Consider the following 12,893-nt stretch of genomic DNA (forward strand, 5'->3'; position numbering starts at 1 on the left):
AAATAGACTTTAGTTTTATTGGGTGAAGAGGGTGTCAAACCTCCCATTGGTTATAACATAAAGCTTATTGGTTTGTGTGTTTAATACATTAAAATTAAAGGTGCCTGAAACAATATGATTTTCAAAGTCAAATTTGGTAATTGTAAGTTCGCCTGAGTATTCACTATTGGTTTCATAATCCTCAAGTTCATTACAAAAAAAGATTCCAGCTCCTGCATTTCCCTCTGAAACGGAGGTCAATAAATATGTATTGTCCTCATTTAACTCCAAAGCGATACTCCCTAGGTATATATTACACGGTTCCATATCATCATTTTCTGCTGAAATAGAAAAATAGTATTCTCCATCTATTAACTGATAGAAGCAATTAAAATAAGTCCCGGTTTCTACAAAGGCCTCCCCATTAACAAGACAGCCAAAAGTACCTGCTCCTGTTTGTGTGGCGGGTGGTAGTTTGTTTATTTCTGGGGTGTTATCGTCATCGTTGTTGCAACCTAGTAGAACAAAGAGAAAAGAACAAAGAAAAAGGACTTGGGATTTCATGGGGTTAAGTTTTATTGGGTAAAGAGGGTGTCAAAACGGCCTTCTCTAATCTTTATAATTTCACCAGTGGTTGGGTGTTCTATATCAAATTCAAAAGTGCCTGAAACGATATGGTTTGTAAAATCTAATTTGGTTATTTCTAAATAGCCATAATCTGTTTCGCAAGTGAAATAATCTCCCATTATGTTTGTAAATGAAACTTCACCATAATGCGAATGAGGTATTTCAAAACAACCTAATTCATAAGAATAGTTACTATCAATTTCGGCTGCGTTAGATCCTAATATAATTTGTCTAATGATATTGTGAGAATCATTCTCAGCTCCTAAGGCAAAATAATACTCGCCATCAACATTTTGATAATAACAATTAAAATAAGTCCCTGTTTCTACAAATGCTTCCCCATTAACAAGACAACCAAAAGTGCCTGCTCCCGTTTGTGTGGCGGGTGGTAGTTTGTTTATTTCTGGGGTGTTGTCGTCATCGTTTTTGCAGCCTCCTAAGCTTAAGAGTGAGAACAAAAGCAATAAAACATAGTAGGTCTTTCTCATGCTTTTTTGCCTAAATATAAAAAAGTCTTTTGATTTTTATCACATAAAAACCGTCCTGGAGGTTATTAAATGGTTAACAACACCAAAATTACGTAGAACTACGTAGGTTTGTTTTAGTGAATACATCACTGTAGACTCTAAGCGTCAGAAGTTTCTATTTAAAAAATAGTTTATGTCAACCTGAACTTGTTTCAGGTTCTTATAAAAACAGATAACTCAAGAGTTTAGATTCTGAAACAAGCCTGCCTGTGGGCAGACACGTTCAGAATGGCAGTTTCATATTTTTATACTGCTAGCTTGAGATCTTATTTCTTGTTTTGTTGATCTTTGATGGTTTTTTTGTCAATATCAAAATCGTTGGTATCGATATTCCTATTCCCAGTTGGGTTGGTAGGATTAGTTTGCTCTTTTTTACGTTTAAACTTTCTTTTGTCTTCTGTAATACTCATCATTTTTGTTTTTTGGGTTCACATAGAAGATAAGAAATAGAAACTCTAATTTTATTAAAACTATTATAAAATCAGTCAATGATCTTGTTTACAAACTCAGAAATGTTTTGTGTTCCTTTTTCAGTTACATACTTTATAAACGCACTTCCTATGATGGCGCCTTTAGCAAATTGGGTCGCGGTTTGAAAGGTTTCTTTATTGTTGATCCCAAAACCAATAATTTGTGGATTGTTGAGGTTCATATCTGCAATCCGTTTAAAATAGGCTTGTTGCTCCTTTCCAAATCCAGATTGCGAACCCGTTGTACTCGCCGAACTAACCATGTAGATAAATCCGTTGGAAATGGAATCGATATACCTGATGCGTTCCTCTGAGGTTTGTGGTGTAATCAAGAATATGTTGGTCAGTCCATGAGCTTCAAAAATAGATTGGTATTGTTTGTGGTAAACATCCACAGGCAAATCTGGGATGATGAGTCCGTCAATACCCATTTCCGAACACTTTTGGCAGAATTTTTCAATGCCGTACTGTAACATCGGGTTAAAATACCCCATTACAATCAGCGGAATGGAAACTGATTTTCTGATGTCCTTGAGTTGTTCAAAAAGAACCTCGGTAGTCATGCCATTTTTTAACGCTTGGGTAGAACTTTCCTGAATGGTAGGGCCGTCTGCCAAAGGATCACTAAACGGTAATCCGATTTCAATGAAATCTACACCAGCCTGTTCCAAATCTTTTATGATATTGACGGTATCATTCAAATGGGGGTAACCTGCCGTAAAGTAAATGGAAAGGAGTTTTTTATCTTCCAGTAATTTGTTTTGAATTCGGTTTGCCATCTTATAAATTAAAATAGTTGATATACGTTTCTAAGTCTTTGTCACCGCGTCCCGAGAGACATAATACCACAATGTCGTCGGGATTAAACGTCTTTTTGTTTAAGGCCGCCAAAGCATGCGCACTTTCTATAGCGGGAATGATGCCTTCCAATTGACACAATTCCATACCAGCTTTCATGGCTTCTTCATCAGTAATTGAGATGAACTTGGCACGTCCTGATTGGTGCAAATGAGCATGTAACGGACCCACCCCAGGATAATCCAATCCTGCGGAAATGGAGTAGGGCTCGGTTATTTGTCCGTCAGGGGTTTGCATCAATAGGGTCTTACTGCCATGAATAATCCCTTCGTGACCCAATACCGACGTAGCAGCACTTTCACCTGAATCAATACCATGGCCAGCGGCTTCAACAGCAATCAGTTTGACATCGACATCCTCTAAATAATGATAATAAGCGCCAGCTGCATTACTACCGCCACCTACACAAGCCATGACATAATTGGGGCTTTCTCTGCCTTCCTTTTCTAATAACTGCTTTTTGGTTTCTTCAGAAATGATGCTTTGAAATCGAGCGACCATATCGGGATACGGATGGGGGCCCACCACACTGCCAATGATGTAATGGGTGTCCACCGGATTGTTAATCCAGTCCCTAATGGCTTCATTGGTAGCGTCTTTAAGCGTTTTACTTCCCGAAGTAGCCGGAATCACGGTCGCTCCCAACATCTTCATTCTGGCTACATTGGGTGCTTGTCTGGCAATATCAATTTCGCCCATATAAACCACACACTCAATACCCATTAGGGCACAAACTGTGGCAGTAGCCACTCCATGCTGTCCGGCACCTGTTTCGGCAATGATCCGTTTTTTACCCAATCTTTTGGCAACCAATATTTGTCCAATTGTATTATTGATTTTATGGGCACCTGTGTGATTGAGATCTTCACGTTTTAGATATATTTTGGTACCGTAATGTTCTGAAAGACGTTTGGCAAAGTATAATGGAGAGGGTCGACCAACATAATCCCTCAATAGCTGATGGAATTCTTCTTGAAACGAAGGGTCTTCCATGATTTGGATATAGTTTTGTTTTAACTCTTCCACATTCGGATAGAGCATTTCGGGAATGTAGGCGCCGCCAAAAATTCCATAATATCCGTCTTTATCGATGTGATAGCTCATAATTCAGATTTAAATTCTTTAAGTTTTTGAACGTTTTTTAGTCCGGGCTCGATTTCAAATTGACTGTTGATGTCAACTGCCAAACAGTGTTTGGATAGGGGCGACTTTAAGAAGGTTTTCAACTGAGGTACTTCATCCAAGCCAATGCCACCACTTAATATGAATGGCTTTTCGGAAGGATATCCTTCCAAAGCGTTCCAATCAAAGGTATAGCCGTTTCCCCCTGGGAGTATTCCTTTAGTGTCAAAAAGGAAGGCATCAACATATGTTTCATAGGGTTGCAATTTTTTAAAATCAAAATGATTAGAAATAGAGAACACTTTAATGATTTCCAATTGTGGAAATTGATGCTTCAACGCATTACAAAGGTCAGGGGATTCATCCCCGTGCAGTTGGACCGCCTGTAATTGATATGTGTTTATCTTGGTAATGATTTCGTCCATAGAGGCATTTACAAAGACGCCTACTTTTTTGATGCTTTCCGATATCTCAGGGATGTCACCATCAAAATAACGGGCAGATTGATCATAAAAAATAAAGCCAATATAGTCAGGTTGCAATTGACTAACTGCCTTAATGTTTTCCCCATATTTCATGCCGCACACCTTCAATTTCATGACTCAAGTTGTTTAATGAATTCCTGAGCACTTTCACCTGGTCCATCTGTTTTCATGAAATTCTCGCCTATCAAAAATCCCTTATATCCAAAAGGCTGCAATGCCTTGATAGCCTCAACCGAACTGATACCGCTTTCAGACACTTTAACAAAATCATTTGGAATTTGCGATGCCAAATCTTTACTGATCTCCAAACTTACCTCAAAGGTTTTAAGGTTGCGATTATTAACGCCAATCATATCCAAACTTGGCATGATGGATTTTTCCAATTCAGTTAAATTGTGAACTTCCAAAAGGACTTCTAGGTTTAGGGATTTGGCCAGTTCTGAAAACTTCTTGATTTCTTGTTGTGTTAAAACAGCAGCAATAAGTAGAATCACATCCGCACCATAAGCTTTAGCCTCGATGATTTGGTACTCATCGATGATGAATTCTTTCCGAAGTAAAGGCAGTTGGCATGACGCTCTAGCAAGTAGCAAATCATCTAAAGAACCTCCAAAATATTTTCCATCCGTTAAAACAGACATCCCACAAGCGCCAGCTTTTTCATATCCCTTGGCTACGGCTTCAACGTCTAAGTTTTGGTTTATAACTGCTTTTGAAGGTGAACGTCTTTTGTGTTCAGCAATAATACCTGAAGCACTTTTTTTTAGGGCAGAACACAAAGAATAAGTGGGCTTTGAAAATAAAATCGATGATTCCAATTGGGATATAGGAATCAAACCTTTTTTAAGACTAACCTCTTGGCGTTTATCGTTTATGATTTGGTCTAAAATGGTCATTTGCTTAATTCTATTAGGGTTTCAAATTGTTCTCTAGCTGCGCCGCTTAATAGGGAGTCAACGGCTTCATCAAAGCCATCTTGGATGGAGCATCCTTTGGCGGTTGAAATAGCCAAAGCGGCATTTGCACAGACCACATTATTTTGGGCTTCGGTACCTTGTCCCATAATAATATGTTCAAAGATTTTTGCCGAACTTTCTATGGTTTCTCCACCGTGAATTGTGGATTGGTCATATCTTGGAGAATAAAAATGCTCTGGTGTTAAAATCAATTCTTCTTGATTTTTGACTATTTTGGCATCACTGGTCAGTGAAATTTCATCATAGCCATCCATGGCATGAACGATGCAGTAATTTTTATCTGAATTTTCATAAAGGTAACTGTACAGCCTTAGTAATTCCAAGCTAAAAACTCCTACTAATTGGTTCTTTGGAAAGGCTGGATTCACCATAGGACCTAGCATATTGAAAAAGGTTTTGACGCCTAATTCCCGTCTGATGGGCGCCACGTGTTTCATAGCGGGATGGAAAAGTGGGGCATGCAAAACACAAATATTCGCTTTGTCTAAACAGGTTTTTAAAAAATCAATATCACTACTGAATTTGATTCCGAAGTATTCCAACACATTACTGGATCCCGAAACAGATGATACACCATAGTTACCATGTTTAGTCACAGGAATTCCAGCGCCAGCAGTTACAAAGGACGCCAGTGTTGAGATATTGAATGTGTTTTTTCCATCACCACCAGTACCACATAAATCAATGGTGTTGTATCCTTCCAATTCTACTGGAATGCACAACTCTAATAAGGCGTCTCTAAACCCTTGCAGCTCCTCAACGGTGATGGTACGCATCATGTAAACGGTCAAGAAGGAAGCAATTTGGCTTTGGTTGTAATCACCTTTTGAAATGTTCACCAAGACTTGTTTGGCCTCTTCTGTTGAGATGCTCTCTTGGTTGATCAATCTATTTAAAATGTTTTTCATCTTAACTATTTATCCAGTTTTTCAACATGTCTTTACCGTTTGGTGTTAATACGGATTCGGGGTGAAATTGGACCCCTTTAACATCAAGGGTTTTGTGTCTTAGTGACATGATTTGTCCGTTTTCGTCAAATGAAGTAGCTTCCAATTCATCTGGAAGCTCATTGATTACCACCCACGAATGATACCGGCCTACTTCCATTTGCTTTGGTAGATTCTTGAAAATAGGTTCGTCATCCACACAAACATCAATGGTGGTAGCGACACCATGATAAACGGTGTCCAAATTTTGTAAACTACCACCAAAAACCTCGCCTATGGCTTGCTGTCCCAAACAAACCCCGAAAATACTTTTGGAGTTGGCATAAGTCTTTATAATATCCTTTAATAGGCCTGCTTCATCGGGAATGCCTGGGCCAGGGGATAATAGGATCTTTTCAAAGGGTTCTACTTCTTCTAATGTTAATTGGTCATTTCTTTTGACTGTCACATCACAATCCAAATCCTCTAAATAGTGCACCAAGTTATAAGTGAAACTATCGTAATTATCTATGACTAAAATCTTTTTCATTTTATAAGGTTTCTGCTAGTTCGATGGCTTTTGTTAAAGCACCAAGTTTGTTATACACTTCCTGTAATTCTTGGTCTGGATTGGATTTTGATACCAGGCCAGCACCAGCCTGCCAATGTAATTCATGGTTTTTGCTTAAAAAGGTCCGGATCATGATGGCGTGGTTGAAATTACCTTGGAAGTCCATGAAACCTATGGCACCACCATAAAACTCTCTGCTTGTTTTTTCATATTGTTCTATTAATTGCATAGCGCGGTGTTTAGGAGCACCACTAAGGGTACCTGCAGGAAAAGTATCGGCGACTACCTCCATGGTAGTTGATTCTTTATCTTTCATGCTAGTTACTTTACTTACTAAATGAATCACATGGGAGAAAAATTGAACTTCTCGATAGGTTTCAACTTGCACTTGACGACCATGTCGGCTTAGGTCATTTCTAGCCAAATCTACCAACATCACATGTTCGCTATTTTCTTTTTGGTCTTCTGATAGTTTTTTGGCTAACTCGGCATCTTGTTCATCATTTCCGGTTCTTCTAAAGGTGCCCGCAATGGGATGAATTTCTGCTTTTCCTTCCTTGACGATAAGTTGCGCCTCTGGCGAACTTCCGAAGATCTTAAAGTCACCATAGTCAAAATAAAAGAGATAGGGGGAAGGATTGATACTTCTTAAAGCCCGATACACATTGAATTCATCACCTTTGAACCTTTGAGTGAACTTTTTGGATAGCACAAGCTGAAAAACGTCACCTCGCGCACAATGTTTTTTTGCTAGTTCCACATGACCTTTATATTCGTCATCGGTTAAATTGGATTGGGTTTCACCGTCTGGTTGGAATGAAAAAGAGGTAAAGTTTTTAGATTGTATGGCATGATGGATTTCGTCAATGTTGTTTTCTGAATTAAAACAATGAGCAAAAATATAGGCCTCATTCTTAAAGTGATTGATTGCAATGATATTTTGGTAAACAGCATAAAAAACATCAGGAATACCTAACGTCCCTTCTTTTTTTGAAATATCAACGTCTTCAAAATAAGTCACGGCATCATAAGCCATATAACCGAAAATGCCATTATTAATAAATTTAAAATGGGTATCAGAGTTGACTCGAAAACGTCTAGTGAATTTGTGAATCTTCTCAGAAACTTGGGTTTCTTTGTCAATTTTAGAAGACATTTGACTGCCATCTGGGAAGGTTTCTGTGATTTCGTGGTTTTGAATTTTAAAGGTGGCGATTGGGTTGCAACAGATGTATGAGAAACTGTTGTCATTGGTATGGTAATCACTACTTTCCAATAAAATGCTTTTAGGATATTTATCCCTAAGCTTTAGGTAAATGCTCACAGGGGTAATGGTGTCTGCGAGGATTTTTTTGTAATGGGTGTAAAGGCTGAATTTCTTCATTTTTTTCAATTAAAAAAGGCTTGTCGTGAAGACAAGCCTTTATATTTTTAGATAAATATACAATAGGAGATCTACTTCACGAAGTTTGATTTTCGGAAGCTCCACCACCAATTGTTATTTAATAAATGTTTCATTCTCTTTGAAATAGAGTTCAAAGATAGAAATCCTAAATTGATTTTCAAATAGTTTTGATTTTTTTATGATGAGGGGATTACTTGTTATGGAATCTTGCAATTCAAATATTATGGGTATTTTATAATCTTTTGTTAAAAACCAAAGTCTCCTTAAATACCCTTGTTAACTTTAACTTATGAATAAAATGATCTTAATGATTGGTTTGGTACTTGCCTTCGGTTGCAAGGAGAACCAATCGTCTCATCCTGAATCTTCTGTCGATGAGGTTCCGGCGGTTGAAGAAACTAAAGTTGAAAGTCCAGAAGTGGCTTTGGAGATCTACGATTTTGATGGTCTCGAGAGTCTTTTGAATAAAAAGGATGAAAAGACGTATGTGGTAAATTTTTGGGCGACTTGGTGTGTGCCTTGTGTCAAAGAGCTTCCTCATTTCGAGGAATTAAATCAAAAATATAAAGATGAGGATGTGGAAGTACTTTTGGTGAGCTTGGATTTTCCAAACCAATATGATAGTAAATTGAAGCCGTTTATCCAAGAGAAAAAGCTGACCTCTCAAGTGGTTGCTTTGAACGACCCTGATATGAACACATGGATTCCTAAAGTGGATGAAGGTTGGTCTGGCGCTATTCCCGCAACAGTTATCTATAATAAGGAAACCAGAAAATTCTTTGAGAAATCATTTACGCTTGAAGAATTGGAGAATGAACTAAAACCTTTTTTAAACTAAAATACCTATGAAAACTTTACAAACTTTATTAGTAATGGTGGCTTTCGTCGCCTTATCTGCTTTCACCATAAAGAGTGATAGCGATGGTTATAAAATTGGCGATATGGCGACCGATTTTGAACTAGAGAATATTGATGGGACTATGGTCTCTTTATCTGATTACAAAGACGCCAAAGGATTTATTGTTGTTTTTACTTGTAATACCTGCCCATATGCCATCGCTTATGAAGATCGAATTATCGCTTTAGACAAGAAATATGCATCAAAAGGGTATCCTGTTATTGCTATTATGCCCAACAATACCGATGTGAAACCAGGAGATAGTATGGAAGAAATGAAAGCAAGAGCCAAAGCCAAAGGCTACACCTTTCCTTACTTAATGGATAAAGGACAAAAAATTTATCCACAATACGGCGCTACCAAAACACCTCATGTTTATGTGCTACAAAAAACTTCAAAAGGAAATGAAGTTAAATATATTGGAGCTATCGATGATAATTTCCAAGATGCGAACGCTGTGAACCAAAAGTATGTTGAAGATGCAGTTGATGCTCTTTTAGCTGGAAAAGAAATTAAAGAAAAGACCACAAGAGCTATTGGTTGTACCATTAAGGTGTAGCTAAAGTGAATGTTTAGTGAGCTTTAAAAAATCCGAGGGGTACTAACTCTTCGGATTTTTTCGTTAATATTTCGGAAGAAACATTAATTTTGTTCCAAACCTTTTTAAACAAACATATGGCAGATCTATCACAAGAAGCGTGGATGGAGCAATTATCGCATGATGAAAATGCAGTGATCTTAGATGTAAGAACCGAAGAAGAATTAGAGGAGTTAGGTATGATTCCTAATGCTCTACATTTGGATATTTACGAGTCACAGGAATTCATGGATGAAATTCAAAAATTTGATAAAAATAAATCCTACTATATCTATTGCCGTTCTGGGGTTAGAAGCGGGCAAGCTTGTTCCATTTTAAACCAAATAGGTATTGATAAAGCCTACAACCTTTTGGGTGGTTTTATAGAATGGGAAGGTGATGTAGTAACAAAGTAATTGGTTATGAAAAAATGGGTATTCCTTTTCCTGATGTCAATTTTGTTGGCAGTGTCAGGCTGTATTAATGAAAATTATGACGGAATAGAGGAAATTAGCACGGAAGAAATGCAAACTTTACTGGAAATGGATGATGTGCAACTATTGGATGTCAGAACACCCGAGGAGTTTGACGAAGGCTTTATTGCTGGTGCCCAAAATATTGATTTTGAATCGGAAACCTTTAATGAGGATATTCAAAAACTAGACAAAACAAAACCTGTAATTCTTTATTGCCGCACCGGAGGCAGAAGCGCTAGATGCGCCAAAAAGATGATAGAAGCTGGATTTGTAAAAGTCTATGATTTGGACGGCGGTATTTCGGCATGGGAGCACGAAGGCTTAAAAGTCATTTTACCAGAATAATTTTTTCCCTGATTTATAGAATGGAAAATAGTTTGTAAATCATACATGTGTTTTTTGGATTCTACATTTCATAAGAAACTCTTAATTCTAATGCCTATTTTGAAATCTATTTTTACCTTTTAGACGTATAAACTTATTAATTAACAGGAACTAAAGATTTCAAATCCTATTTTGTGAATAAAAAAACTAGAGCTAACAAAAAAAAATGGCTTTCCAAACTTCTTAAGATAATTGGTGCCTTGGCACTGTTTTCATTACTTTTTTTTCTAAGTATTTATGTGGGATTATGGGGTAGCCTACCCTCAAAGAAGGATTTAAAGAATTTCAAACAAGCAGAGGCTAGTATTGTATTTGATCACAATCAAAAAATCCTAGGGAAATATTTTGTTTTTGATAGGCAGATTGTCAAATATGAGGACTTGCCAAAATATCTAGTGGATGGATTGGTAGCGACCGAGGACGCTAGATTCTACGACCATCATGGTATTGACTATACCAGTTTTTTTAGGGTGGCCTTCAAAAGTATTTTGATGCAAGATGCATCGAGTGGTGGAGGTAGTACTATCACACAGCAATTAGCCAAAAATTTATTTGGTCGCAAGAGCTATGGGCCATTTTCAATGCCAGTTAATAAAATAAAGGAGATGATTACTGCCTCTCGCATTGAAGAGGTTTACAGTAAAGCAGAAATTATTGAACTCTACCTGAATACTGTCCCATTTAGTGAGAATACCTTTGGTATTGAGAGTGCTTCCCAAAAATTTTTTAATACCAACACCCAAAACCTTAGCTTATCAGAGGCAGCTACATTAGTGGGTACTTTAAAAGCTAATCACAGCTACAACCCTAGATTGTTTCCAGAAAGAAGTCAGCTGAGAAGGGATGTTGTTCTTCAGCAAATGGAAAAATACGGTTACATCGATGAAATCAAGAGACAGGAAGTTAGTAACCAACCGCTGGAAATTGATTATCATAAATTTTCATATAATGAAGGCTTAGGCTCTTATTTTAGAGAGCATGTAAGGCTTGAGGCGGAAGCTATTTTGGATTCTATCAAAAACGAAAATGGATCATCTTATAATTTGTACACCGATGGGTTGAAAATTACTACCACCCTGGATAATGGCATGCAAACCTATGCAGAACGGGCTACAGATAAGCACATGGGAAAATTGCAACAACAGTTTGAGGCTTCTTATGGAAATTCAGCACCTTGGATTACGGATGAAAAGCTATTAAATCAATTGGTGAAAAATCTTCCCAAGTATAAGGAACTTCAGAAAAAAGGATTATCTGAATCACAAATTTTAGATTCTCTTAAAAGAAAGGAAAAGAAATCTCTTTTCACCCTTGAGGGAGATACCATTATGGAGGTGTCAACCATTGATAGTTTAAAACACTATCTCAAGTTTTTAAATGCTGGTTTTGTGGCCTTAGATCCACATACGGGAGCAGTAAGGGCTTATGTGGGGGGTATCAACTTTGAGCATTTTAAATATGATCATGTGAGTATGGGAAAGCGACAAGTGGGTTCTACCTTTAAACCAATTGTCTATACGGCAGCCATAGAAAATGGAATGGATCCGTGCACTTATTTCTCTATTAAGGAAGTAACATATACGGATCAAGAAGGATGGACTCCTTCAAATGCCTCTAAAGATGAGAATGATCCTCATATGAATTACTCTTTAGAAAAAGCCTTAAGTCATTCGGTTAATACGATTGCCGTTAAAGTTTTGGATGAGGTGGGTATACTGCCTGTAGTGCAGCTTGCAGAAAATATGGGAATAACCTCCGAATTGCCAGAAGTCCCTTCGTTGGCCTTAGGAACAGCAGAACTTTCACTTCTTGAGTTGTCTACTGCCTATACCGGATTTGCAAATTCCAATGTTTCGGTGAAACCATATTTTATTAATAAAATAGAAGATAGATCAGGAACTGTTTTATATGAGTATAGGCCTGAAGCTTCTTTTCAACCGGCTTATTCAGACAGAACCAGAGAAACCATGATAGAGTTTATGAAGTCTACTGTAAATGAAGGGACCGCCAGACGTCTTCGCTCAACCTATGGTTTAAAGAATGATATCGCAGGTAAAACGGGAACTACACAGGATAATAAAGATGGTTGGTTTGTTGGGATTACGCCCAATTTAATTATGGCATCTTGGGTAGGAAATGACCACCATCAAATAGGTTTTAAAACAACAGCTATAGGACAAGGTGCCAACTCGGCTTTGCCTATTGTTGCTAATTTTTTAGTTGAGTTGAATAATGACCGAGACTATCGAACTTATACTTTGGCTCAATTTAATGCTCCTTCAAAAGAAGTCTTGGAATCTTTGGACTGTAATCCCGAAAAGCGAGATGGGTTTTTTAAACGTCTTTTTGGGAAAAAGAAAAAAGAAAAAGAGTTTGGAAAATAGAACGACTTCAAACTGATGGCGACAAAATATTGACTGTAAATGATTGATTTTTAAATGATAATATTTGTTTTTTAGATAATCGTTTTGTCGTTAAATTAATTGAAAATGCTCCATATTAAAAATTTTAACCTATATTTATCCTTACCCAGAAGTTAATCCGAATTGAAAAGTACGTTTATTAGATGATAAAAAATTTGGAATAGAATAAATTCCAGAATGAGACGTTT

At 37.3% G+C, this 12,893-nt stretch carries 15 protein-coding genes; 5 read left to right on the forward strand and 10 right to left on the reverse strand.

Annotated elements, in window-relative coordinates; translation table 11 throughout:
• Positions 1–15 precede the first annotated feature (15 nt).
• From LOK78_RS05695 to LOK78_RS05740, 10 genes are all read right to left on the reverse strand, one after another.
• Positions 16–543: a Riean_0653 family protein gene (locus LOK78_RS05695; RefSeq protein WP_232634260.1), complete on the reverse strand. Its 528-nt coding sequence runs from the start codon at positions 541–543 to the stop codon at positions 16–18.
• A gap of 11 nt (positions 544–554) precedes the next feature.
• Complete coding sequence (locus LOK78_RS05700; protein ID WP_232634262.1) at positions 555–1,094, reverse strand: Riean_0653 family protein; 540 nt, start codon at positions 1,092–1,094, stop codon at positions 555–557.
• Between the two features lie 305 nt (positions 1,095–1,399).
• The gene (locus LOK78_RS05705) at positions 1,400–1,546 is read right to left on the reverse strand and encodes a hypothetical protein (RefSeq protein WP_157492152.1); all 147 of its coding nucleotides are present in this window, start codon (positions 1,544–1,546) and stop codon (positions 1,400–1,402) included.
• 68 nt (positions 1,547–1,614) lie between these two features.
• Entirely contained in the window at positions 1,615–2,382 is a 768-nt protein-coding gene (trpA, locus tag LOK78_RS05710) for a tryptophan synthase subunit alpha (RefSeq protein WP_232634264.1), read from the reverse strand.
• A 1-nt stretch (position 2,383) separates the two neighbouring features.
• Positions 2,384–3,565 carry a tryptophan synthase subunit beta gene (trpB, locus tag LOK78_RS05715; RefSeq protein ID WP_232634265.1) on the reverse strand — a complete coding sequence of 394 codons (1,182 nt, stop codon included), beginning with the start codon at positions 3,563–3,565 and terminating at the stop codon, positions 2,384–2,386.
• Positions 3,562–4,182, reverse strand: a complete 621-nt coding sequence (locus LOK78_RS05720; RefSeq protein ID WP_232634267.1) for a phosphoribosylanthranilate isomerase — start codon at positions 4,180–4,182, stop codon at positions 3,562–3,564. The genes trpB and LOK78_RS05720 overlap by 4 nt, the downstream gene beginning before the upstream one ends.
• The gene (trpC, locus tag LOK78_RS05725) at positions 4,179–4,964 is read right to left on the reverse strand and encodes an indole-3-glycerol phosphate synthase TrpC (RefSeq protein WP_232634268.1); all 786 of its coding nucleotides are present in this window, start codon (positions 4,962–4,964) and stop codon (positions 4,179–4,181) included. The genes LOK78_RS05720 and trpC overlap by 4 nt, the downstream gene beginning before the upstream one ends.
• Complete coding sequence (trpD, locus tag LOK78_RS05730) at positions 4,961–5,953, reverse strand: anthranilate phosphoribosyltransferase (RefSeq protein WP_232634270.1); 993 nt, start codon at positions 5,951–5,953, stop codon at positions 4,961–4,963. The genes trpC and trpD overlap by 4 nt, the downstream gene beginning before the upstream one ends.
• A 1-nt stretch (position 5,954) precedes the next feature.
• Positions 5,955–6,521, reverse strand: a complete 567-nt coding sequence (locus LOK78_RS05735; RefSeq protein ID WP_232634271.1) for an anthranilate synthase component II — start codon at positions 6,519–6,521, stop codon at positions 5,955–5,957.
• A 1-nt stretch (position 6,522) separates the two neighbouring features.
• Complete coding sequence (locus tag LOK78_RS05740; protein ID WP_232634273.1) at positions 6,523–7,926, reverse strand: anthranilate synthase component I family protein; 1,404 nt, start codon at positions 7,924–7,926, stop codon at positions 6,523–6,525.
• A gap of 310 nt (positions 7,927–8,236) precedes the next feature.
• On the opposite strand from LOK78_RS05740, the gene LOK78_RS05745 reads away from it, so the two are divergent.
• The 5 genes from LOK78_RS05745 (at position 8,237) to LOK78_RS05765 (ending at position 12,666) form a co-directional block, all read left to right on the forward strand.
• The gene (locus tag LOK78_RS05745; RefSeq protein ID WP_232634275.1) at positions 8,237–8,785 is read left to right on the forward strand and encodes a TlpA family protein disulfide reductase; all 549 of its coding nucleotides are present in this window, start codon (positions 8,237–8,239) and stop codon (positions 8,783–8,785) included.
• A 7-nt stretch (positions 8,786–8,792) separates the two neighbouring features.
• The gene (locus tag LOK78_RS05750; protein ID WP_232634277.1) at positions 8,793–9,404 is read left to right on the forward strand and encodes a thioredoxin family protein; all 612 of its coding nucleotides are present in this window, start codon (positions 8,793–8,795) and stop codon (positions 9,402–9,404) included.
• A gap of 116 nt (positions 9,405–9,520) precedes the next feature.
• Positions 9,521–9,838, forward strand: coding sequence for a rhodanese-like domain-containing protein (locus tag LOK78_RS05755; RefSeq protein ID WP_166959250.1), 318 nt, complete (start codon positions 9,521–9,523; stop codon positions 9,836–9,838).
• Between the two features lie 6 nt (positions 9,839–9,844).
• A complete protein-coding gene (locus LOK78_RS05760) occupies positions 9,845–10,243 on the forward strand; it encodes a rhodanese-like domain-containing protein (RefSeq protein WP_232394462.1) in 399 nt (132 codons plus the stop codon).
• A gap of 173 nt (positions 10,244–10,416) precedes the next feature.
• Positions 10,417–12,666, forward strand: coding sequence for a transglycosylase domain-containing protein (locus tag LOK78_RS05765; protein ID WP_232634279.1), 2,250 nt, complete (start codon positions 10,417–10,419; stop codon positions 12,664–12,666).
• Positions 12,667–12,893 lie beyond the last annotated feature (227 nt).

It is taken from the genome of Mangrovimonas futianensis (genome assembly GCF_021245805.1).
Taxonomy (GTDB): Bacteria; Bacteroidota; Bacteroidia; order Flavobacteriales; family Flavobacteriaceae; genus Mangrovimonas; species Mangrovimonas futianensis.

Bases quoted from the DNA above. Each gene is read 5' to 3' on its own strand.
- LOK78_RS05695 (WP_232634260.1), bottom strand. From the start codon at position 543: ATGAAATCCCAAGTCCTTTTTCTTTGTTCTTTTCTCTTTGTTCTACTA.
- LOK78_RS05700 (WP_232634262.1), bottom strand. From the start codon at position 1,094: ATGAGAAAGACCTACTATGTTTTATTGCTTTTGTTCTCACTCTTAAGC.
- LOK78_RS05705 (WP_157492152.1), bottom strand. From the start codon at position 1,546: ATGATGAGTATTACAGAAGACAAAAGAAAGTTTAAACGTAAAAAAGAG.
- trpA (WP_232634264.1), bottom strand. From the start codon at position 2,382: ATGGCAAACCGAATTCAAAACAAATTACTGGAAGATAAAAAACTCCTT.
- trpB (WP_232634265.1), bottom strand. From the start codon at position 3,565: ATGAGCTATCACATCGATAAAGACGGATATTATGGAATTTTTGGCGGC.
- LOK78_RS05720 (WP_232634267.1), bottom strand. From the start codon at position 4,182: ATGAAATTGAAGGTGTGCGGCATGAAATATGGGGAAAACATTAAGGCA.
- trpC (WP_232634268.1), bottom strand. From the start codon at position 4,964: ATGACCATTTTAGACCAAATCATAAACGATAAACGCCAAGAGGTTAGT.
- trpD (WP_232634270.1), bottom strand. From the start codon at position 5,953: ATGAAAAACATTTTAAATAGATTGATCAACCAAGAGAGCATCTCAACA.
- LOK78_RS05735 (WP_232634271.1), bottom strand. From the start codon at position 6,521: ATGAAAAAGATTTTAGTCATAGATAATTACGATAGTTTCACTTATAAC.
- LOK78_RS05740 (WP_232634273.1), bottom strand. From the start codon at position 7,926: ATGAAGAAATTCAGCCTTTACACCCATTACAAAAAAATCCTCGCAGAC.
- LOK78_RS05745 (WP_232634275.1), top strand. From the start codon at position 8,237: ATGAATAAAATGATCTTAATGATTGGTTTGGTACTTGCCTTCGGTTGC.
- LOK78_RS05750 (WP_232634277.1), top strand. From the start codon at position 8,793: ATGAAAACTTTACAAACTTTATTAGTAATGGTGGCTTTCGTCGCCTTA.
- LOK78_RS05755 (WP_166959250.1), top strand. From the start codon at position 9,521: ATGGCAGATCTATCACAAGAAGCGTGGATGGAGCAATTATCGCATGAT.
- LOK78_RS05760 (WP_232394462.1), top strand. From the start codon at position 9,845: ATGAAAAAATGGGTATTCCTTTTCCTGATGTCAATTTTGTTGGCAGTG.